The 19,246-nt window shown below is 34.4% G+C and carries 21 protein-coding genes and 2 pseudogenes; 7 read left to right on the top strand and 16 right to left on the bottom strand.

The window, feature by feature from the left end; translation table 11 throughout:
- Nucleotides 1-3 precede the first annotated feature (3 nt).
- A complete protein-coding gene (locus FEZ33_RS00120; RefSeq protein ID WP_138403353.1) occupies nt 4-834 on the bottom strand; it encodes an aldo/keto reductase in 831 nt (276 codons plus the stop codon).
- Between the two features lie 503 nt (nt 835-1,337).
- On the opposite strand from FEZ33_RS00120, the gene FEZ33_RS00115 reads away from it, so the two are divergent.
- The 3 genes from FEZ33_RS00115 (at nt 1,338) to nth (ending at nt 3,422) form a co-directional block, all read left to right on the top strand.
- Nucleotides 1,338-1,913 (top strand): YdcF family protein, encoded by a 576-nt coding sequence (locus FEZ33_RS00115; RefSeq protein WP_212746642.1) that lies wholly within the window; start codon nt 1,338-1,340, stop codon nt 1,911-1,913.
- Between the two features lie 32 nt (nt 1,914-1,945).
- On the top strand, nt 1,946-2,719 hold the full coding sequence (locus FEZ33_RS00110; RefSeq protein ID WP_138403351.1) for an HpcH/HpaI aldolase family protein: 774 nt from the start codon (nt 1,946-1,948) through the stop codon (nt 2,717-2,719).
- Between the two features lie 79 nt (nt 2,720-2,798).
- On the top strand, nt 2,799-3,422 hold the full coding sequence (gene nth / locus FEZ33_RS00105) for an endonuclease III (RefSeq protein ID WP_138403350.1): 624 nt from the start codon (nt 2,799-2,801) through the stop codon (nt 3,420-3,422).
- 59 nt (nt 3,423-3,481) lie between these two features.
- On the opposite strand, the gene FEZ33_RS00100 is transcribed toward nth, so the two are convergent.
- The 3 genes from FEZ33_RS00100 to FEZ33_RS00090 form a co-directional block, all read right to left on the bottom strand.
- Nucleotides 3,482-3,991, bottom strand: coding sequence for an AI-2E family transporter (locus tag FEZ33_RS00100; protein ID WP_138403349.1), 510 nt, complete (start codon nt 3,989-3,991; stop codon nt 3,482-3,484).
- A gap of 160 nt (nt 3,992-4,151) precedes the next feature.
- On the bottom strand, nt 4,152-4,460 hold the full coding sequence (locus tag FEZ33_RS00095; RefSeq protein WP_138403348.1) for a hypothetical protein: 309 nt from the start codon (nt 4,458-4,460) through the stop codon (nt 4,152-4,154).
- A gap of 150 nt (nt 4,461-4,610) precedes the next feature.
- Complete coding sequence (locus FEZ33_RS00090) at nt 4,611-5,108, bottom strand: cupin domain-containing protein (protein WP_138403347.1); 498 nt, start codon at nt 5,106-5,108, stop codon at nt 4,611-4,613.
- A 398-nt stretch (nt 5,109-5,506) separates the two neighbouring features.
- Here FEZ33_RS00090 and FEZ33_RS00085 point away from each other — a divergent pair, with 398 nt between their 5' ends.
- Both FEZ33_RS00085 and FEZ33_RS12650 read left to right on the top strand, forming a co-directional pair.
- Nucleotides 5,507-6,763, top strand: a complete 1,257-nt coding sequence (locus tag FEZ33_RS00085) for a quaternary amine ABC transporter ATP-binding protein (RefSeq protein WP_138403346.1) — start codon at nt 5,507-5,509, stop codon at nt 6,761-6,763.
- Nucleotides 6,756-8,515: pseudogene (locus tag FEZ33_RS12650) on the top strand (ABC transporter permease/substrate binding protein). The gene FEZ33_RS00085 and the pseudogene FEZ33_RS12650 overlap by 8 nt, the downstream one beginning before the upstream one ends.
- Nucleotides 8,516-8,594: 79 nt before the next feature.
- On the opposite strand, the gene FEZ33_RS00070 reads toward FEZ33_RS12650, so the two are convergent.
- The gene (locus FEZ33_RS00070) at nt 8,595-9,686 is read right to left on the bottom strand and encodes a baeRF6 domain-containing protein (protein ID WP_138403343.1); all 1,092 of its coding nucleotides are present in this window, start codon (nt 9,684-9,686) and stop codon (nt 8,595-8,597) included.
- Nucleotides 9,687-9,849: 163 nt separating this feature from the next.
- Between FEZ33_RS00070 and FEZ33_RS00065 the strand changes: the two genes are divergently transcribed.
- Nucleotides 9,850-10,296, top strand: coding sequence for an Ohr family peroxiredoxin (locus tag FEZ33_RS00065; protein ID WP_138403342.1), 447 nt, complete (start codon nt 9,850-9,852; stop codon nt 10,294-10,296).
- 58 nt (nt 10,297-10,354) lie between these two features.
- Here FEZ33_RS00065 and FEZ33_RS00060 read toward each other — a convergent pair whose 3' ends face one another.
- The 7 genes and pseudogenes from FEZ33_RS00060 to FEZ33_RS00030 form a co-directional block, all read right to left on the bottom strand.
- Nucleotides 10,355-10,954 (bottom strand): SOS response-associated peptidase, encoded by a 600-nt coding sequence (locus tag FEZ33_RS00060; RefSeq protein ID WP_138403341.1) that lies wholly within the window; start codon nt 10,952-10,954, stop codon nt 10,355-10,357.
- 13 nt (nt 10,955-10,967) lie between these two features.
- Nucleotides 10,968-11,845, bottom strand: a pseudogene (locus FEZ33_RS00055) (fumarylacetoacetate hydrolase family protein).
- A 118-nt stretch (nt 11,846-11,963) separates the two neighbouring features.
- Entirely contained in the window at nt 11,964-12,371 is a 408-nt protein-coding gene (locus FEZ33_RS00050; protein WP_138403340.1) for a hypothetical protein, read from the bottom strand.
- Between the two features lie 12 nt (nt 12,372-12,383).
- Nucleotides 12,384-12,884, bottom strand: coding sequence for a hypothetical protein (locus FEZ33_RS00045; protein ID WP_138403339.1), 501 nt, complete (start codon nt 12,882-12,884; stop codon nt 12,384-12,386).
- On the bottom strand, nt 12,874-13,419 hold the full coding sequence (locus tag FEZ33_RS00040) for a MotA/TolQ/ExbB proton channel family protein (RefSeq protein WP_138403338.1): 546 nt from the start codon (nt 13,417-13,419) through the stop codon (nt 12,874-12,876). The genes FEZ33_RS00045 and FEZ33_RS00040 overlap by 11 nt, the downstream gene beginning before the upstream one ends.
- A gap of 125 nt (nt 13,420-13,544) precedes the next feature.
- A complete protein-coding gene (locus tag FEZ33_RS00035; RefSeq protein WP_138403337.1) occupies nt 13,545-14,282 on the bottom strand; it encodes a pseudouridine synthase in 738 nt (245 codons plus the stop codon).
- On the bottom strand, nt 14,279-15,040 hold the full coding sequence (locus tag FEZ33_RS00030; RefSeq protein WP_138403336.1) for an alpha/beta fold hydrolase: 762 nt from the start codon (nt 15,038-15,040) through the stop codon (nt 14,279-14,281). Before FEZ33_RS00030 ends, FEZ33_RS00035 begins: the two co-directional genes overlap by 4 nt.
- Before the next feature lie 103 nt (nt 15,041-15,143).
- Here FEZ33_RS00030 and FEZ33_RS00025 point away from each other — a divergent pair, with 103 nt between their 5' ends.
- A complete protein-coding gene (locus FEZ33_RS00025) occupies nt 15,144-16,502 on the top strand; it encodes an FAD-binding oxidoreductase (protein ID WP_138403335.1) in 1,359 nt (452 codons plus the stop codon).
- Between the two features lie 64 nt (nt 16,503-16,566).
- On the opposite strand, the gene FEZ33_RS00020 is transcribed toward FEZ33_RS00025, so the two are convergent.
- The 4 genes from FEZ33_RS00020 to FEZ33_RS00005 all read right to left on the bottom strand — a co-directional run bounded on the left by FEZ33_RS00020 (nt 16,567) and on the right by FEZ33_RS00005 (nt 19,032).
- The gene (locus FEZ33_RS00020) at nt 16,567-17,238 is read right to left on the bottom strand and encodes a deoxynucleoside kinase (RefSeq protein ID WP_138403334.1); all 672 of its coding nucleotides are present in this window, start codon (nt 17,236-17,238) and stop codon (nt 16,567-16,569) included.
- Between the two features lie 211 nt (nt 17,239-17,449).
- Nucleotides 17,450-17,884 (bottom strand): pyridoxamine 5'-phosphate oxidase family protein, encoded by a 435-nt coding sequence (locus FEZ33_RS00015; protein WP_138403333.1) that lies wholly within the window; start codon nt 17,882-17,884, stop codon nt 17,450-17,452.
- 18 nt (nt 17,885-17,902) lie between these two features.
- Nucleotides 17,903-18,184 carry a DUF503 domain-containing protein gene (locus tag FEZ33_RS00010; protein ID WP_138403332.1) on the bottom strand — a complete coding sequence of 94 codons (282 nt, stop codon included), beginning with the start codon at nt 18,182-18,184 and terminating at the stop codon, nt 17,903-17,905.
- A gap of 116 nt (nt 18,185-18,300) precedes the next feature.
- Entirely contained in the window at nt 18,301-19,032 is a 732-nt protein-coding gene (locus FEZ33_RS00005; protein WP_138403331.1) for a sortase family protein, read from the bottom strand.
- Between the last annotated feature and the right edge of the window lie 214 nt (nt 19,033-19,246).

Raw genomic sequence — 19,246 nt, 5'->3', positions numbered from 1 at the left:
GTACTAGTTTATAACTAAACGATTTAAGTAATCCATGTCGCCGGCTAAAATTTCAAAATCAAGGTCTGCGTTATTATCCACATATTCTTCATGGACTGATTTTGGTAATACAACTAAGCCTTTTTGGTAACAATAACGAATCGCAATTTGAGCGGTTGATTTATTGTATTTATCAGCGATCTTTTGAATGTCAGGATTATTTAATAATTTTCCTGTTCCAATTGGAGAGTAAGCTTCAACAATAATGTCATTTTCTTGGCAATATTGAACTAATTGCTCATCGCGGAAACCAATATGGTATTTAATTTGATTTAACATTGGTTTGATTTTTACATTCTCTAGCAGATTAACTAAGTCATCAATTTCAAAGTTTGAAACACCAATGGCTTTTACTTTACCTGCTTCATATGCTTCTTCCAATGCTCTCCATACTTGCAGATTCTCTTCAAAATATAATTTCTCAATGGGTCCATCGGAATGCATTTTATCCCAAGGACGAGGAGCATGAATGATCACTAAATCAAGATACTCAGTATCTAAAGCCGTTAATGAGTCTTCAATGTCTTTTTTAGCTTCATCATAAGTTTTTGAAAAAGCACTTACTTTAGTAGTTAGGAAAAAGTCTTCTCGGTTCACTCCTGAAGCTTTCATCCCTTTACCGACACCCTCTTCATTTCCATAAGTGCGGGCAGTATCGATGTGTATATAGCCATTATTTAACGCATAAGCTGTCATTTGTTCTGCTTCTTCTGGGCTCATTTGCCATGTTCCCAATCCAATCGCAGGGATTTCTAAACCGTTTGAAAATGTAAATACTTCTTTTAATTGTGTCATACATATTTCCTCCTAAACTTGATATGATTATGTTACCATTATTTCTTGAATTCGTATAATAAATGCACCCGGAGGATCAAATGGCAATGTCATTGTTAGTTTTTATTCTTTTATTCGTACTTTGTTTTGTTATTTATAAATATGAACCTAGAACTATTTTTTTAGGTCTGGTCATGATTTTAGTCGCAATTCAAAGTGTTGTTATGTTTCTGATTTTTAACTTTAATAATTTGGCGCTAATTATGGGTATAATATTAGGTATTCTATTCTTAATTATACCTGTGGTTTTGACTATAGGTTTCTTAAGCAAACATAGAAAATTGTTCAAATGCTTAATAATTAGTTTGTTTGTCGGTATTATCATTTCTCTTCTATTGTATCTGAACGAAATTAATGTTATCGAAATACTTCAACTCCCTTTAATTACATGGGGAATTGGTTACTTTGTTTGTGGTATTTGTTTGGGTATACTAGTCGTTAACAGCTATCTTCTTTCGGCTCTGATGAATTTATTTAGTAAAGAGAAACCAAGCGTAGATTATCTCATCGTTCTAGGCGCTGGATTGAATAAAGAAAAAGTGACGCCTTTACTTGCCAAACGGATTGATAAAGCAATTCAAGTATACAAAGAAGCCCCTGATTTAATATTAATTATGTCTGGTGGCCAAGGTGATGATGAGATGATTCCAGAGGGACTAGCTATGGCTAATTATGCAATAAGCCAAGGTGTCCCAAAAAATCATATTATTATTGAAGATCAATCTGTAAATACATATGAAAACATTTTATTCTCAAGTCAGCACTTTGCCTCTGAAGATGCTTCATTTGCAATTATCAGTACAATGTATCATTTGTTTAGAGCTGAATTGATTGCTAAAAAACTAGGTTTAAAATCTGTGAGCTATGGTGCTGAATCAGGTAAGAAATGGGTATTCAATGCGAATGCTTTTATTCGAGAGTTCTTTGCTTATTTATATATGCAATTGAAGTGGGTTGTTTTATTTTCAATTCTTTATACCCTATTATACAGTTTGTTGCACTATGCGGTTTTGATGAATGCGTTCCCATTACCTTTATGATACAGTTAACATAGAATTTAGGGGGGATAATTATGAAAGAAAATATGATATTAAAGAAAATGCAGGCAGGCGAACAAGTGGTTGGCACGTTCTTTGAAACGATTGGAACTTCTATCGTAGAATGTTTAGGAATTGCGGGGTTAGATTTCTTCATTGTTGATTTTGAACACAGTACGTTTACTGCGGAATCACTGCTGGAAATTGTTCATACAGCTGAATTACGTGATATGTCTACTTTAATGAGAATAAAAGATATTAGTCGATCGAATGTATTACGTCCATTAGATGTTGGTGTTCAAGGGTTAATTATTCCAAATATTCGAACTGTTGATGAAGTTAAACAAGTGGTTGATTGGGGGAAGTACGCACCCATTGGTAATCGTGGATTTTTCCTATCTCGTGTCACTGATTTTGGCTATAGTGATAAAGTTTCCGATTTACCAGCCTACTTTAAAGAGCGTAATCAAGAAACGTTAGTCATCCCACAATGTGAAACACCTGAATGTTTAGAGAATATCGAAGAAATTTGTGCGATCGATGGTGTTGACGGTATCTTTGTTGGTCCTTTTGATTTAACGATTGCCTTAGGTATTCCCGCTCAATTTGATCACCCTATTTTTAAAGAAGCTTTAGCTCGTATTTATAAAGCGTGTCGTGATAACAATAAATTTACTTTTATCTTTGGGGCTAATACTGAGCAGGCAAAATATTATAGAGATTATGGCTTTGATGCCGTTACTTGCTCAATGGATGCTTCAATTATGATCGAAGCTTTTAAGAATATGTTAGAAACTGTTAAAAAGTAAAGCTTGGAATCTATTCTTTCCTGTAAATAATTTAAATATATACTATAATATAACTAAAACTTATAGTAGGAATGATAAGATGCTAAGTAAAACAGATGCTAAAATCGTACTCAATGAAATTATGAATTTATATCCAGAAGCTAGACCGACGATGCGTTATGAGAATGCTTTTCAATTATTAATGGTAGTCATCCTAAGTGCACAAGCAACGGATGCCTCTATTGAGAAAATTCAGGACAAATTGTTTGAACGCTACCCTTCGCCTGAAGCGGTCGTTGAATCGAGTATTGAAGAGATTGAAACGTATATAAATACGATAGGCTTATATCATAATAAAGCGCGCTATATTTTTATGAGTAGCCAACAGCTGTTAGATAACTTTGGTGGTGAAGTTCCAACGACACGTAAAGAATTAACATCCTTAACCGGTATTGGTCCAAAGTCTGCCAATATTATCTTAAGTGTCGCCTATGGTGAAGCAGCTTTTGCGGTTGATACCCATGTAACACGGATATGTAAGCATCACAATATTGTTGACAATGATGCGACAGCTCAAGATATAGAAAAGCGAGTGACAGAGATATTACCTCCAGAGCAATGGGGACATGCTCATCAAGCGATGATAAACTTTGGAAGAGAAATTTGTAAACCGCGTAAGCCACTTTGTGAAAATCACCCGCAATTGTATGTACATTTAGGCTAATATTCTTCTCATTCATATTCAAAAAAGGAGCACAGATATATTCTGCGCTCCTTTAGTATTTAATCATAATAGTTGTTTAAATGATTTTCTCTACGGTATTTATTGCGTACTTGGCGATACGCTGCTATAAATGGTATTAACACTGAGGCAACAACAATCCCTAATACATTAAATATAACCGCACATAAGATCATAATCACTGCGGGTAACCAGAATGGTAGCTCTAAGTCTTTTCCTAAGAAAAATGGTTCAATTAATTGTTCGATAATTTCGACTCCAATGTATAGGAAGAGTAATAACCACCCTTGACTTGGATCACCAAATATCCATTCAATAATTACCCAAGGTATGAATGCAATGCCCGCACCGACGATGGGAATTAAATCTAATAGACTAATTCCAATCGCAAATGCAATAGCATAGCCAGGTTCATAGCCAATTCCCCGAAAGCCTAGAAAGAGTAGTAATATTACAATACCAATGACTTTTACTTCTGCTTTTGCAAATAGCCAAATATTTTTAACTCCTGTTGAAAATACTTCACCCCAAAATTGTGTGTTTAAATTCATCAAATCTATCCTCTCATTTATTACAGATTGATTTTTTTATTTTTAGTATAGTTATATTTTAACAAATTTAGTATAAAAATCATCCGCCCTAAGACGTAAATATGCTCTATAACAAAAGACGCATTAAACAATTAATCTGTTTAATGCGTTTATTTTAGATTTATTTTACAAAGCCATTCCAATTTGTCTCAAGCAAATGATTTAAGTTTTCTTTTTGCCATTTCATATTGAGAATAGCCTTATTGCACTTTAAAATCATGCTCTTCTGTTCACCATAAAATTTGATTGTGATTTTATATTGAATTAATCCTTTTTTCGCTTTGAAAAATTCAATATCTTCGGTTGGAATAATTGCATACTCTCCACTTAAGTCTCCTAAAGTTGTAACGGATAAAAATAGTAGATTGTCAGGAGTAAAATACACAATGTAATAATCTGAAGCTACTAAAAATTGAAACTTATTATACATTATTGACGCCATTAAACCTGGTTGTGTCTAACCATAAATATAATTTTTATCTATTTGACTTTCTGGCATAATTTCATCTATTAGGGCTTCGATATTTTCTGATTTGCTTGCTGTGTACATAGTATACATCTCACTTTCATTTATACGAAATCAATCCTTTAAAAACGATTGTCCCGTGACAGGGTCCAGTTCCGGCTTGGGAACTTGTATAATGTTCTCTTTTACTTTATCATACTCACTTATTTCTCCATAACGCATGTCGTATGAATCTCCATTCGGATATGCGCCTACAATTATGAAGTCTTCAGTTGAATCCATCTTTTTATGCGCTGTTCCGGCTGGTAGGAATACGACATCCCCTTGAGTAAAGGTAATAATTTTTGACTCAGGACCTCCCAATTGTACCCTCGCTGATCCGGAAATACATGCTAACACCTCATGGGCAATCGAATGAAAGTGATGTTCTGACAGAATTCCATTTATCCAACCATTTGAATAGTCGTGTTTCTCTAGGAAACTTAGAACAGCCTCTCCAGAATAGTCGTTTTGTTTAAAAATCTCATCCAATGCCTTCTTATATAGGACGACAGGCAGTTTGTTATTGGGAAAAGGTTTATTTTCTTGAAGTTGCATTTTTATTGTTTCCATTTTGAATCTCCTATCGTTTTATTTATTCTAATACTTATAGTTTATTATAACGCTACACTTATTAAATCGCACGAAATTTACCTTGCATTATATCCGCCAGAATATCAAATATATTTCTATATAAATTAAGATAAAAATTATCACAGAAGGATTATCACTTGCTTCTATGAATATAAATTATTTAATAATTGTAAAATTTTATTTGATTTCTGTTCAAAAAGTGAAAATGAGAGAATTCTTATCATATTATTAGAATGGCTAACTTAATGGATTGTAAGCGATAATCTAATTTAGTAAGCATATTCATCTTTTCGTCTGATTTTACTTGCTTTATCAACTATGTTATTGTGAAAAACGAGATTATTACAAAAAGATTACATTGAAAAGAGGTAAAATTAGTGAGTAAATTAAGAGTCGAAAACTTAACAAAGATTTTCGGAGACAATGAAAAAGAAGCATTAGACTTAATGAATCAAGGAAAAACTAAAGAAGAAATATTAGCAGCTACAGGTGCAACACTTGGTGTGAATCAAGCTACTTTTGATGTAAAAGCTGGAGAAATTTTCGTTATTATGGGCTTATCAGGAAGTGGTAAATCTACACTTGTTCGTATGTTAAATCGTCTTATTGAACCGACAAACGGTAATGTATATATTGATGAAGCAAATGTATCACAAATGAATAAAAATGATTTACGAGATATCCGTCGTAAAAAAATTAGTATGGTGTTTCAAAATTTTGGTCTCTTCCCTCACCGTACTATTCTAGAGAATACTGAGTATGGTTTAGAAGTACAAGGCGTACCGAGAGCGGAACGTCAAGAAAAAGCGGAACAAGCATTAGATAACGCTGGCTTACTTCCATATAAGGATCAATTCCCTGATCAGTTATCTGGAGGAATGCAACAACGTGTTGGACTTGCAAGAGCGCTTGCTAACGACCCAGATATTTTATTAATGGATGAAGCCTTTTCTGCTTTAGATCCGCTAATCCGTCGTGATATGCAAGATGAGTTAATTGAAATGCAAAAAACATTAAATAAAACAATTATCTTTATTACCCATGATTTAAACGAGTCATTAAGACTTGGTAATCGTATTGCAATCATGAAAGATGGTGAAGTTGTTCAAGTTGGTACGGGTGAAGAAATCTTATCAAAACCTGCGAATGATTATGTTAAACGCTTCGTAGAAGATATTGATCGTACTAAAATATATACAGCGCAACATATTATGGAAGAACCAACAGCTGTTACAACTCAATTAGAGACACCTTCAGAAGCACTACGTATTATGGTAGATGAAGGCATGAGTAACATTCTTGTTGTAGATAAAGATGAGCAATTAATTGGATATGTAACCCGCGAAGAAGTGGAATCATTACTACACCAAGGTCATGATGATATATCAGGTGCTGTTCAATCAGATGTTCCAGAAGTTGAATCTGGTGCTTTAATTGATGACTTATTCGATGTAATTCATGATTCTGAAACGCCAATTGCTGTTACAAGCAATAAAGGTGAATTAGAAGGTGTTATCGTCCGTAGTAACGTTATTGGTGCCATGACAACTGACACTCAATACGATGTTATTAAAAACAATGAGGATGATACAGAAATTAAAGATTCTACTAAGGAGGAATTAGACCATGAGTAGTTTATTAGATATGTTTCCACAGTTGCCTGTCTCAGAATGGGTTTCTAACTTTATTGATTGGATAACTGCCAATTTCAATGTGTTATTTGATTCATTAAACAATGTTGGTACAAGTTCAATGGAATGGATGACACGTATGTTAATGTTAATTCCACCACTTGCTTTTATCATAATTGTGATGTTAGTTGCCTATTTCGTTTCAAATAGAAAAATGGGCTTATCAATTTTCGCTGGTATTGGGTTATTATATATTCACAACCAGAACTTATGGGGTAATATGATGAATACCCTAACATTAATTATTGTTGCAAGTTTAATCTCAATTATCGTTGGTATACCTTTAGGTATTCTGATGGCTAAGAGCTCACTTGCTGAAAAAATCATTCAACCTATTCTAGACTTTATGCAAACAATGCCAGCCTTTGTTTACTTAATTCCAGCTGTTTCTTTCTTTGGGATTGGGATGGTGCCTGGTGTGTTTGCTTCAGTAATCTTCGCCCTACCACCTATTGTTCGTTTCACTAACTTAGGTATTAGGCAAGTTCCTGAAGAATTAGTTGAAGCAGCTGATTCATTTGGTAGTACGGGATGGCAAAAACTTTATAAAGTCGAATTACCAAATGCCAAATCAACGATTATGGCTGGTACAAACCAAACCGTTCTTCTTGCACTTTCAATGGTTGTAACTGCTTCAATGATTGGTGCACCAGGTCTTGGTACGAACGTATTAACTGCATTACAACGTGGTCAAGTTGGAGCTGGATTTGTTTCAGGTTTCGCTTTAGTTGTCCTAGCCATTGTTATTGATCGTATCTTACAAAGCTCAAATAAAAGTCGCGTAGACTAAGAACGGAAAGGAGAATATTTTTGAATAAGAAAACAATACATAGAATAATCGGAGCAATTCTAGCTGTTCTGTTCGTAGGTGAAATTGTATATAGTGTTAACAATACTGAACTTGCAACACGTTCAACGGGAGAGACTATCCAAATAGTTCATAACCCTTGGGATACAGAAATTGCGTCCTCAACTGTTTTAGCCTTAGTTTTAGAAGAAGCTGGATACAATGTAAATCTTGTATCGGTTGATAATGCCATCATGTTCGAATCTATCTCTACTGGAGAATCAGATGTTATGACTGCTGCTTGGTTACCTACAACACATGGGACCATTATTGAAGAATATGAAGACGACATGGTTGATTTAGGCCCAAACTTAGAAGGTGCTTCTTCAGGAATTGGTGTTCCAAGTTATATGGACGTTGATTCGATTACTGATTTAGATTCGCAAGCAGAACAAACCATTATTGGTATCGAGCCTGGTGCAGGTGCCATGATTCAAACAGAAGAAGCAATGAGCCATTATGACAATATAAGTGATTGGGAATTAGAAGCACCATCTACTGGAGCAATGTTAGCTTCACTAGATGGAGCAATTCAAAATGAAGAAGAATTTGTCTTTGTTGCTTGGACTCCCCACTGGATGTTCTTAGAGTATGATATTAAGATGTTAGAAGATCCTGATTTCGTATATGGTGAAGCTGAAGATATTTATACTTTCACTCGCTTAGGCTTTGCGGAAGATCATCCTGAAGCTAACGAAATTGTTGATCGTTTCTTTTGGAAAATCGATGACATGGAAAGTGTGACATTAGCAATGCAAAATGGTACGGATAACCGTACAGCCGCACAAAACTGGATTAATGAGAATCGTGAAACAGTGGATTCTTGGTTAGAAGGCGTATTTGAATAAAATTAATCTCTTAAAAAATCACACTCCATTAGGAAATAATCCTAATGGAGTGTGATTTTTACTTTTAATATTCTAATGTTTAATAGCGCAATCTTGCAGAGACATTAATTCCTTCTGGCATATCATCGTCTGGAACAATATAAATCTTTCCTTTAGCAGTTGCAACTTTTGTTATGAGTTGTTTTAAGAAGTCTTTGTCTGATTCTTCAAAACTACCATTATCAGTGATTGTCCCGGATTGACTATAACCTTTATTTACTAATAACTCTTCAATTCGCCCTTCTATAGCACTCATGGATAAATCATCTAATTGATTATCAACTCTAAACTTAGGTGCTGTTTCTCTAAAGCGACTGAACATGGTCTCTTGTTCTTTTTTAACAATTTCAATATTTTTGTTCAATGCTTTTTCTTGAACAGTATTGAAATTCGCATTTGCACCTGACTCTTCAATTCGCCCATCAATTAAGTATGGGTTTTTTGATAATTCACGAAATACAGCTTGATTTTCTGACAAAGCATATAAAATGAGTGGTAAGTCACGAGCTGAAGAATAATTTTCATGAATGTAATTGTCAACTTCTCGGAAGTAATTCTCACGATCTATGTCTTTTTCATGACTTGTATCATTATGACCATGATAGCCTTGTTCTCCTCCACCAGTTAATTCTGAACCTAGAGCATCATTTAATGTTCTTGGTGCATCATCATCTTCAAAGTCAATTTCTTTAACAGAAGTAGCATCCCCTTCGAATAAACGAATATCCTCACGATTTAGAATTAATACATGATATTGGTTCGTGTACTGATAATTTTCAATCAGTGGTGTTAAATTTGGTGCTTTACCTACATTAACTAAATTAGCAACCGGAATACCTAGGTGGTAATAGTAGACTTCGTCTTCTGTAATATATAATGCGAGTCCTCCTCGATAAGTTACTAACTCAACGTCATTGACTTTCGCTCTTTCAATCTGTTCTTGAAACTTGTTTGAAACTTCTTTGTCGCATTCTGCTTCAACTCTCTTTTTAGCCTCTTCTAAAAGATTATTCAATTGAATACGATCTTTATCAGAGCTGACAGATGTTGCATGCAACTCCATAGCAATTGTCACGAATAACTTATCAACCTTTTCTAACTCTTTCGCCGGAAAGGCAGTTAATTTAATCATAGTGAAACCCCTTTCTTTCTTGTAATACATTAATTGTAACAATATCTCTCTTAACTGTAAAATCATACACATTGAGATATCACACTATATTAGTACAGAAAAGTTGCATCCCAAATAATTATTGGTAATCTATATATATAGAACTTATGAAGGATGATAATTAATGACAGAAAAAAGACGTTATACGACTATGGCAGTGAATACTGGTGGACGTCATGGAATTAGTCGTTTAGTAGATGGTAGTTTTGAAGTGGATGTTGCAATTCCTAAAGAAATGGGTGGCCCAGGAGAAGCTGTCAATCCCGAGCAGTTATTCGCTTTAGGTTGGAGTGCTTGCTTCCATTCAGCTTTAGAACGCCACAAGAAGACGTTTGGTGCAGAAGGTGAGTCAAAAGTTGGCGTTGAAATTGGACTTAATACTGACCCTGAATTCGGCGGTTTTAAACTAGTGGCTAATATCGAAGTTGGTATTGAAGGCTTATCGTTAACAGAAGTGCAAGAAATCGCTGACCAAGCGCACGGTGATTGCGCTTATTCAAAAGCAACTCGTGGAAACATCGATTCTAAAGTTACTGCCATCGAAACATTCTTTATTGATGACGTAAATTAATTTAACTCTTAAAAAAGCAAGCTTATAAACTGTTTAAGAACAGTCCATAAGCTTGCTTTTAATTTGTTACTTGTTTAAAGGTTAAATCTATAGTTAATGTGAGAAGTATTTCTTGGAGCTGATTTGGATCAGTATTTAAATTCAAATACTCCTTCTCTGTTTTCTTATCTAAAATGACGGGAACTCTGTGATGAATGTCAGCCATTTGCCCCACTGAATCTTTCGTTAACATCGAGTAGGTCAATGTACTTGAACCATCTTCATTGTCGTAACGCTCACAAATCCCTGCAATTGAGAAGATATCTGAATCTGTTACGGCAATTTGCCAACGCTCTTTCTTCTCTTGTGAATCAACTTCCTTAAATTCATAAAACGAAGTGGCCGGAATCAAACAACGTTTACGTTTAAAAGGTTCAATAAATGTCTGCTTTTCCAATATTGATTCTAAACGTGCATTAATCAGAGGTTTCTTAGCGAAACTAGGCGTAAATCCCCATTTAATCGCATAAAATTTATTATTTGGAAGTAAAATGAGGTTATTTTGACTTGGATAGTACACTTCTCTCTCATCTTCAGGTAAGTTCGCATCTAATTCTGTACCTTCATAACGATCCAGTAATGCTTTTTTATTCTCTAAAAAACTATATTGCCCACACATAGTTAATCACTCCTTAACTAATACGATTCGTAAGTGTTCCAATACCTTCTATTGTGATTTGTATCTCGTCACCAGAGTCTAACCACTCTTGTTCTGTTTCATCATAGCCTAAGATAACACCTTCGGGTGTCCCTGTAAATATTAAATCACCGGGTTAAGCGTCATATATTTTGATATATAAGAAATAATTTTAGCACAGTTAAAAATCATTTTATCTGTATTTGATTGTTGAACGATTTTACCATTGCGCGTAGTAGAAATATTTAATTGATTAGGATTTATACTGTCTGACGTCACAACTACTGGGCCAATGGGCGAAAATTTGTCTGGGGTCTTACCAAGTAACCATTGGCCTGATCTAAATTGTAAGTCTCGTACTGACAAATCGTTCCCAATCGTATAACCAAATACATAATCCAACGCTTCTTCTTCAGACACGTCTTTGGCAGTTTCTCCCATAATCACAACTAAATCACATTCATAATCAATTTGTTCGCCATCTAAGGGTTTAGGTATAACTTCCCCATCCGCAAAAAGAGCGTTGTTAAATTTACTAAATAAGACCGGTTCTTCAGGTACATCTAAGTCTGGACCTTCTGAGACATGGTCTAAATAGTTTAAACCGACACAAATAATTTTTTCAGGTCGACTTACTGACGGTAAAATATGTAAATCTTCGTATTTTAAATAATCAGATTCAATGAAAGATGCTTTATTTTCTTCAATAATTTGTTTAATTAACGGAAATTGTTTCTCCTCAATGAATGATTCGAGTGAGCCTTTTGGCTCTTTATCCGTGTATTTACTAAGGATATCAAGTGAAAGAACACCATCTGGTGTAAGTAAACCTACATGGCTTGAATCTTTATGACTGTAACTAAGTAATTTCATTGTTAAATTTCTTTCATTTTTATGATTATAAAGCGTTTTCTATATTGACATTATAACGAATAAACAAATAGAGAGCCAAGATTCTGATGAATCTAGATTTCTCTATATTTTAGTTATATTAAGATTGTTCCTCAGCTTCTTGGAAATCAACTTGAGAATCAGTTAAAGTTTCAATGACTGAATCATAAGTAGCTTTAATCGCATTATCATCTGTCACAGTATAAGTAGTAGAGTCTTCCTCATCGCTCACACGTGATTCTACTTCATCTTCTGTCACAGCTTCATTATCCCAAAAAATATCAGATTGAGAAATCGTTATATTTACGTGTTTCGCTTCCTCATTCCCTTCACCAACACTGCTGGTTTCATTTATCGTAGTCTCTGTCGTTTCGGTTCCGTCGCCTAAACCACCATCTAACCAGCCACCTTGCGTGACTCCGAAGCCTCCACCTACTAATACTAAGGCTGCTACAAGCCAACCCCAAATACCGAATTTACTTTTTTTCTTATTGTCTTTTCTAGCCATCATTACCACTCCTTATTCAATTTTATTACTTTGATCGATTAACTGTTCCTGATACACAACTGTACTATTCGAATTTTGATCTATTTGTGTTATTGCTGATAGAATATTTCGATAATCTCTTAATAATATTTCCTCATTATTATAAGTAAACGAAACAATGATAACTTCTTGTTCAATTGTCTCGATTTGAGAGGAAAGCCATGAATATAAGTCTTGAGTTTCAGGTTTTTGAACTTCCGATCCATCTTCCAAAACTAAATACATGGGATCATTATCCAAGCTGGATGGAAAGACAATATTTACTTTCCCAATCGATTGTTGATACGTTTGATACCAAATTTGTTCTGAATACGTTTGAGGCATTTGTGTTTGTTCTAAATGGGTAACCTCTTCTTCTAATTCTGTAATCGTCTCCGCTGTTGATTGAGACTGTGTCGCTAATACCATAAATAATAATATTAATATCACATCAAGCAAAGGAGTTAAATCAACAATCATTTCTTTAAATTTCATCGTAAGGGGCCTCGTCATTTCGACGCGCATGTCGTTCGACAATCGCATCTTTTCTTAATAAATATGTTTGGACTAATTCATTATTCTCCTCCACCCTCGCTTGTAAATAACCGTTTAAAGCTTTGAAGATAATGGCGAATACAATCCCCCAAAATGTTGAAGTCAATGCCATAAAGAATAAACTTGTATCTAATTCACCAACCATCGGTATTAATGAAATGACTGTTCCTAATAAACCCATCAAGGGGAATATCGCACAGACGTTTGTAAATAATACATAGAGACTATTACTTTTCTGACGCTTTTGGAGAATTTCTTGCTCACCATCTGAATCAAAATATAACTCGTAATGTTTGTTCATACTTTTTTGATTTTCTTTACCTAGAGCCACATTTCCCCGTGGGATTAAAATATTAAATAATTGCTTACAGCTTTCTAAGCATTTGTAATAAAGAAACGCTGCACCAATCGCTATAATAATAATTAAAAAATCAAATTTAAAAAAATTATCTAATATTGGTTGAAAAAATTGCAATGACTATTCACCTCTAATCATATGTGGTTTAATCATACCATTTTACACGTAATTTACGAAGAATATAACTTTATCACAGTAAATTTATTTCATTTTTTTCATTAGGTACTAAATAAATATTCAAATTATGATCGTTTTAATTCTTGCATCATTTCTTTTACTTCTTGTAACTCTTCTTTATATAAATGTCGGTATTGACCACTTTGCGTTGTCTTGTCCAAATAAATGGGACCAACCATGATGCGATGTAAGCCTATGACTTTAACCCCACATTGTAAAAACATACGTTTAATTTGATGTCTTTTCCCCTCAGTTAAAGTAACTACCCCAGTACTTTCACTCATCGATTGATTTAAGATGCGTAATTCAGCTGGTTTGAGTTGAATTCCGCCTTCTAATAACAAGCCTTTTTCAAATGCCTCCACCATTTTCTGGTCCATCTTGCCATTCACTGTGACATGATATTGCTTTTCTTTAGCAAAACGCGCTTGTTCAAATAAATAATGAAGTTGACCATTGTTTGTGAGAAAGACTAAACCTGTTGAATCGCGGTCTAATCTACCTACAATTGATAAACTCTCATCAAAGTCTTGTTCTTTTAATAATTCTAAAACGGTAGTGAATTCCAAATCTTTTTTAGCACTCAAGACCCCCTTGGGTTTGTTCAAAGCGATATAAGTATGTCCTAGATTTTCACCGATGCGCTTACCTTTTACTCTAATATCAAATAGGCCAGAATCAATCGTAAGCATTCTATCTGTAACGATTTTTCCATCACATGTTACTTGTTTACTCTGTAGCAATCTTTTTCTTTTTTTAACCGGCAAATTGAGTGCCTGTTGTAATAACTCATCAAGCGTCATTTGTGTAACCCTTCTAAATAGTCATTATGGCTACGTTCAAAAAAGTCAGAAATTCGATCCATCGTCTGTGTTTGTACAAGGTGACCAGTATGTTCGAAGATAACTTCCATATTCAGCTCTGGATTCTCTTCTACAAAGGCCTTTGTTTGGCTAAAAGGAACTTTTTCATCTTCATCCCCATGCCAGATAAAGAAAGGTCTGTCGCCTAATAATTCGGGTTGACGGGATAGATCATACTTAGGAATCCAAGATGTTAGATAAAAATAGTCCTGAGGCAAATAAATATTGCGACTGGTCGCATGACGATGAATCATGTTTCTATAATCAGTTAATGCGGGCGTTCCCATAATACAAGCAGCAGCATTAATTTCTGGATTATGTGTCATTAAGGCGCAAGTTGTCATTCCACCCATCGACAAACCACCTACACCAATGAAATTAGTGGTTAAATGTCGTTTTTTGAAATAATCAATAATATAGCCAAATTCAAATAAATTTGTATGAATACTATTAAAAAAGGTCAATGAAGGTATCGTTGAAACCGTTTGGATGCGTTCACCGTGGTTCTCCGCATCTGGTAACACAACGCGAAAGCCTTTAGCCGCTAACTTGCGACCTTGGGTAATTACTAATGTCTTATTAATTTGCCAACCATGATAATATACGATGATTGGTAATGGTTTATTTTGGTCGGTATCTTCAACAACTTCAAATACTGGAATGGTTCCAATCATTCTTTTTCTTACAATAATTTTCAATTTTTTCCAACTTTCTATAAAGTTTATCATTGTAGTTTTGATGACAATATTTAACTAATTTGTTATTCTTATTGTATTGAAAAGCTTTTCAAAGGAGGCAATTATGAAATTAGATAATATTATATCAGAGCCATCACGCATTCTACAAGGAAGTCGCATTCCTGAAGCCTATTCGGTGAATGAGCACAGTATAAAAGTTAATCTTCATGCGGTGGCATATCCATTAAATACTCAAGAAGTCGTCGACTTAGTTAAATATGCCAACCAAAATGACTTAGCCATAATTACTTATGGCGCTAATACTGGTTTAGCTGAAGCGACTTCAGCGTTCGGAGGTGAGTTAATCATCGATCTCAGCAGGATGACTCAGATTATTGACTTCGATTTAGATACATTAACTTTAGTGGTAGAACCTGGTGTCACAAACGGTGACGTCCAACAATATGTAGAGTCCAAAGGCTATTTCTACCCACCTGATCCTGGAGCAAAACACGGTTCGATCGGTGGTAATGTAGCTACAAATGCTGGTGGTATGCGCGCGGTTAAATATGGTACAACCCGTGAATACGTTCGTAAGATGGAAATCGTCCTTGCTAACAGTGACGTTATTGAGACAGGTAGTGTAGCAATTAAGAACAGTTCAGGTTATAACTTAAATCATCTATTTATTGGTTCGGAAGGAACTTTAGGAATCATTACTAAAGTCTACTTAAAAGTGATTCCCTTACCTAAGTTTAAACAATCCTATATCGCCGCCTTCCCTTCTTTAGACGATGCGGCGGAATCAGTACTTTCTATCTTGCGGAATGGTTTGGATATCACGGCTGTTGAGTTTTTCGAACGTCGTGCCATCGCATATAGTGAACAACTCTTGAATAAAACATTCCCAAGTGAAAAAGGAGTTGCCTACTTATTAATGACCTTTGATGGGATGCAAGAAGCGGTCATTCAAGAAGAAGCTCAGCGATTAGAAAAAATTACTCATGATCATAATGCAGTTGAGTTTTTAGTGCTTTCTGAAGAAGATAGTTTAACTGCATGGGATTTACGCGATAATATATTAGCAGGAATACTAACAATTTCTGAACAAGAGCCTCTAGATTATTCCGTTCCTGTGAATGAATTTGTGAATTTTTTCAAATATACACATGAAGTCGAAGCAAATAGTGGTTTAAATTTCATTAGTTTTGGGCATGCAGGAGATGGTAATATTCACTCTTCTATCTTACGAGGCGACTTAACCCAAGATGAATGGCAAGAGAAAAAACATGAAATACTGACGAATTTATATGCTTATGTCTCTGAAGTCGGTGGTTTACCTTCTGCAGAACATGGTATTGGTTTAGTTAAAAAGCCATACTTTAAACAAGTGATGAGTAGCGAATATTTGCATTACTTAAAACAAATTAAATTGGCATTTGATCCTGACAATCGATTAAATCCAGGTAAAATTTTTGATTAATACTTCATCCTTAAACAAAGAAATCACCTCAAAGATTAACTCTTTAAGGTGATTTTTTATGTATTTATTTTGTCGCAGGTTCTAATTGACCCATCTCAACAAGTTTATTTTTTACTAGCTCAATAACCACTTCTGCATCAGCAGGGTTATTAACGACATCGTATTTATCAATATCAATTTTGATTACTTGTGATGCGTGGTAGTGATTATCTACCCAATCATCGTAGCCACTCCAAAGTGTTTCATAATAGTTCACTAAATTGATATCTTGTTCAAATTCACGACCACGAATGCCGATTCTCTTTAAGATTGTATCGAATGAGCCTGTTAAATAAATCATTAAATCGGGAGATTTTTTAGGTAGTTCATCCAATTCTTCAAGCATATTTGTCAAAAGCTTTTCGTAAATACTAAACTCAAGATTTGAAATACGACCTAAGTCGTTGTTTACTTTCGCGAAGTACCAATCTTCATAGATTGAACGATCTAATACGTTATTACGGTGAACAAGTGCCTCCTTAATACTATAAAAACGGCTACTTAAAAATTCTAACTGTAATAAAAATGAATATCTTTTTAATTCTTGTTCTTCCTCTGATGCGGTATAAAATAATGGAAGTATTTCATTGTCATCCACATTTTCATAGAAAATATCTGAACCAAGTGCATTACCAATTAATTTTGCTACACTTGTCTTTCCAGCACCAATCATTCCACCAACAACTATAATCGCCATCGACTCCTCTCCTTTATTCCATGCAACAACATGTTGTGTCTATTTACAAATTATAACACTATATATTGTGTTATCAAGTAAATATTAAAAATTGTCTTAGACGCACCTATGAAACTATACAGAATTTTGTCGATGGATTCAAGTTAATTATTCCACATAAATTTATAATATTAAAGGCGTCACTCTCGTTAAAAAGTGACGCCCTGAATAGCTAATCTTTTACATCAAATTCAAAATGTTCGGCGATTTTATTTTGTAGATGTTGATATTTACCATGTCCTTTAAATAATTGGAATGCTTGAACAGATTGTTGGTCTGCTTCATCTGGATACACATCATTAACATATGGATTATCCTTTAGAATTTCTTTTAAATGCTCTTTTCCAACTTTTCGGATTGATCCACTGACTCGAATAACTTCAATACCTTTATCAGATTTAGCCATTCCCGTAATTGATACTTCAGGTTTCGCTTCTAATTGCTGGTAAAAGTCAGTTTTAGGGGATGTCATGAAGAAGATTCCTTTTTCATTCCCTACGCCTACATTAATATAACGTGCTTGCGGCAATCCTTCATTGTCCACTGTTGAAAAAACAGCTGCACCAATCTCATCTTGTAATAAAGTAAAATATTTTTTGTATTCCATATTCTTCCTCCTAAAAAATTACATTCCTGCAATATTATATTCAGTAACCATAATTGGATAAGTACTCTCTATAAAGGCAAATATATCTTCTAAACGCTTCTTGCCTAACTTTGCATCGCTTGTAACAATCCCGAAAGCAAGTTCACTTTGATTTAATATATCATGAAATGCAACTTCTGCTGCTGAAACTTTAAATCGACCTTGACTCTTTTGAATGATACTTTTGACGATGCGGCGTTTATCTTTTAAAGAATAAGCATCATTAATTATAAAGGTGATTGTCAAGACATGTACATGCATCTATATCCCTACTTTAAATTAAATATTTCAATGTCTCACATTGATAATGAATTACAAAAAGAAATCAATCACGTTATAAAACATGATTCATTCCTCTGATATTGGTTATGACAATATTACCAAATGCGGTAGCCAATATTTGTGATTAATAGGCCAGTCTGAATATCCCAACGACAATATTGAATATATACCATATCATCACCATTACCGTAGTAAGCTAAATCAGGCATATAATCATCACCGTAAAATTGCTTTTGTTGATTTTCATGTAGAAATTCAATCGTTTGAGTAATTTCATAACCTTTACTTAAACCATCTTCATCTGTAATGACCACTTCTGTTCCAATCTCTAGCAGACCTTGATCCGCTAATGGATTAAAAACGCCTGTACCCGATAAATCATAATAATGACCAAAAAATGTATTGATATTATTTTGACCTACATAAGCCAATCGGTTTTCATTCAAGACTTCATTTAATTCATCAAAATGATCACCGAAGCCTTCGTTTCCTCGCATGTCTTTAAAAGAAAACTCATAACCATTCACGTTTAGGCTTTCTTCAGTATAGCCTGCTTCTGTCCCATCTTCTGGCAAGGATTCGATTTCCTCTTCATCGTAGTCAGTTGGTAAAACTGGTTCATGAATGACCGCACCTTCAATATCTTCGGGTTTCAGGCTGTCATCTTCATTATCTTTTTCTGTTTCGTCCTCGTCTACTCTGTTTCTTTCCTGTACTGACGAAGTATCTTGAGCAAGTACTGCCGTGTTTGGCGTATAAGAATTTGTATAAGGCATGAGAGTCGCGAGTATTGATGTTAATAGTAGAAAGCGTTTAATAAAAATCACCTCAAAATTAGTCTAGTAATCATATTATAACTAAAAGTGTCTAATTTAATACTAAATATATTATAAATTTCCGTTAATATTTAGTATCCTGAATAATTCATAGTTTTACTAATAGTCTTTCCTAACATTGATTTAATAGTCTTTAAAGTAATCTGCTTCATCACCCATTAGGTGATGAAAAAAGACCCCCTTTCTGATATGGTTAATTCACCAC

This window comes from Ruoffia tabacinasalis, from assembly GCF_005864045.1.
Lineage (GTDB): Bacteria > Bacillota > Bacilli > Lactobacillales > Aerococcaceae > Ruoffia > Ruoffia tabacinasalis.
The sequence above is the reverse complement of the archived record's forward strand: the minus strand, read 5'-3'. Positions and strand labels throughout refer to the sequence as shown.

Coding starts and splice junctions, on each gene's coding strand:
- FEZ33_RS00120 (WP_138403353.1), bottom strand. CDS start 834: ATGACACAATTAAAAGAAGTATTTACATTTTCAAACGGTTTAGAAATC.
- FEZ33_RS00115 (WP_212746642.1), top strand. CDS start 1,338: ATGAATTTATTTAGTAAAGAGAAACCAAGCGTAGATTATCTCATCGTT.
- FEZ33_RS00110 (WP_138403351.1), top strand. CDS start 1,946: ATGAAAGAAAATATGATATTAAAGAAAATGCAGGCAGGCGAACAAGTG.
- nth (WP_138403350.1), top strand. CDS start 2,799: ATGCTAAGTAAAACAGATGCTAAAATCGTACTCAATGAAATTATGAAT.
- FEZ33_RS00100 (WP_138403349.1), bottom strand. CDS start 3,991: ATGAATTTAAACACACAATTTTGGGGTGAAGTATTTTCAACAGGAGTT.
- FEZ33_RS00095 (WP_138403348.1), bottom strand. CDS start 4,460: ATGTATAATAAGTTTCAATTTTTAGTAGCTTCAGATTATTACATTGTG.
- FEZ33_RS00090 (WP_138403347.1), bottom strand. CDS start 5,108: ATGGAAACAATAAAAATGCAACTTCAAGAAAATAAACCTTTTCCCAAT.
- FEZ33_RS00070 (WP_138403343.1), bottom strand. CDS start 9,686: ATGATTAAATTAACTGCCTTTCCGGCGAAAGAGTTAGAAAAGGTTGAT.
- FEZ33_RS00065 (WP_138403342.1), top strand. CDS start 9,850: ATGACAGAAAAAAGACGTTATACGACTATGGCAGTGAATACTGGTGGA.
- FEZ33_RS00060 (WP_138403341.1), bottom strand. CDS start 10,954: ATGTGTGGGCAATATAGTTTTTTAGAGAATAAAAAAGCATTACTGGAT.
- FEZ33_RS00050 (WP_138403340.1), bottom strand. CDS start 12,371: ATGGCTAGAAAAGACAATAAGAAAAAAAGTAAATTCGGTATTTGGGGT.
- FEZ33_RS00045 (WP_138403339.1), bottom strand. CDS start 12,884: ATGAAATTTAAAGAAATGATTGTTGATTTAACTCCTTTGCTTGATGTG.
- FEZ33_RS00035 (WP_138403337.1), bottom strand. CDS start 14,282: ATGACGCTTGATGAGTTATTACAACAGGCACTCAATTTGCCGGTTAAA.
- FEZ33_RS00025 (WP_138403335.1), top strand. CDS start 15,144: ATGAAATTAGATAATATTATATCAGAGCCATCACGCATTCTACAAGGA.
- FEZ33_RS00020 (WP_138403334.1), bottom strand. CDS start 17,238: ATGGCGATTATAGTTGTTGGTGGAATGATTGGTGCTGGAAAGACAAGT.
- FEZ33_RS00015 (WP_138403333.1), bottom strand. CDS start 17,884: ATGGAATACAAAAAATATTTTACTTTATTACAAGATGAGATTGGTGCA.
- FEZ33_RS00010 (WP_138403332.1), bottom strand. CDS start 18,184: ATGCATGTACATGTCTTGACAATCACCTTTATAATTAATGATGCTTAT.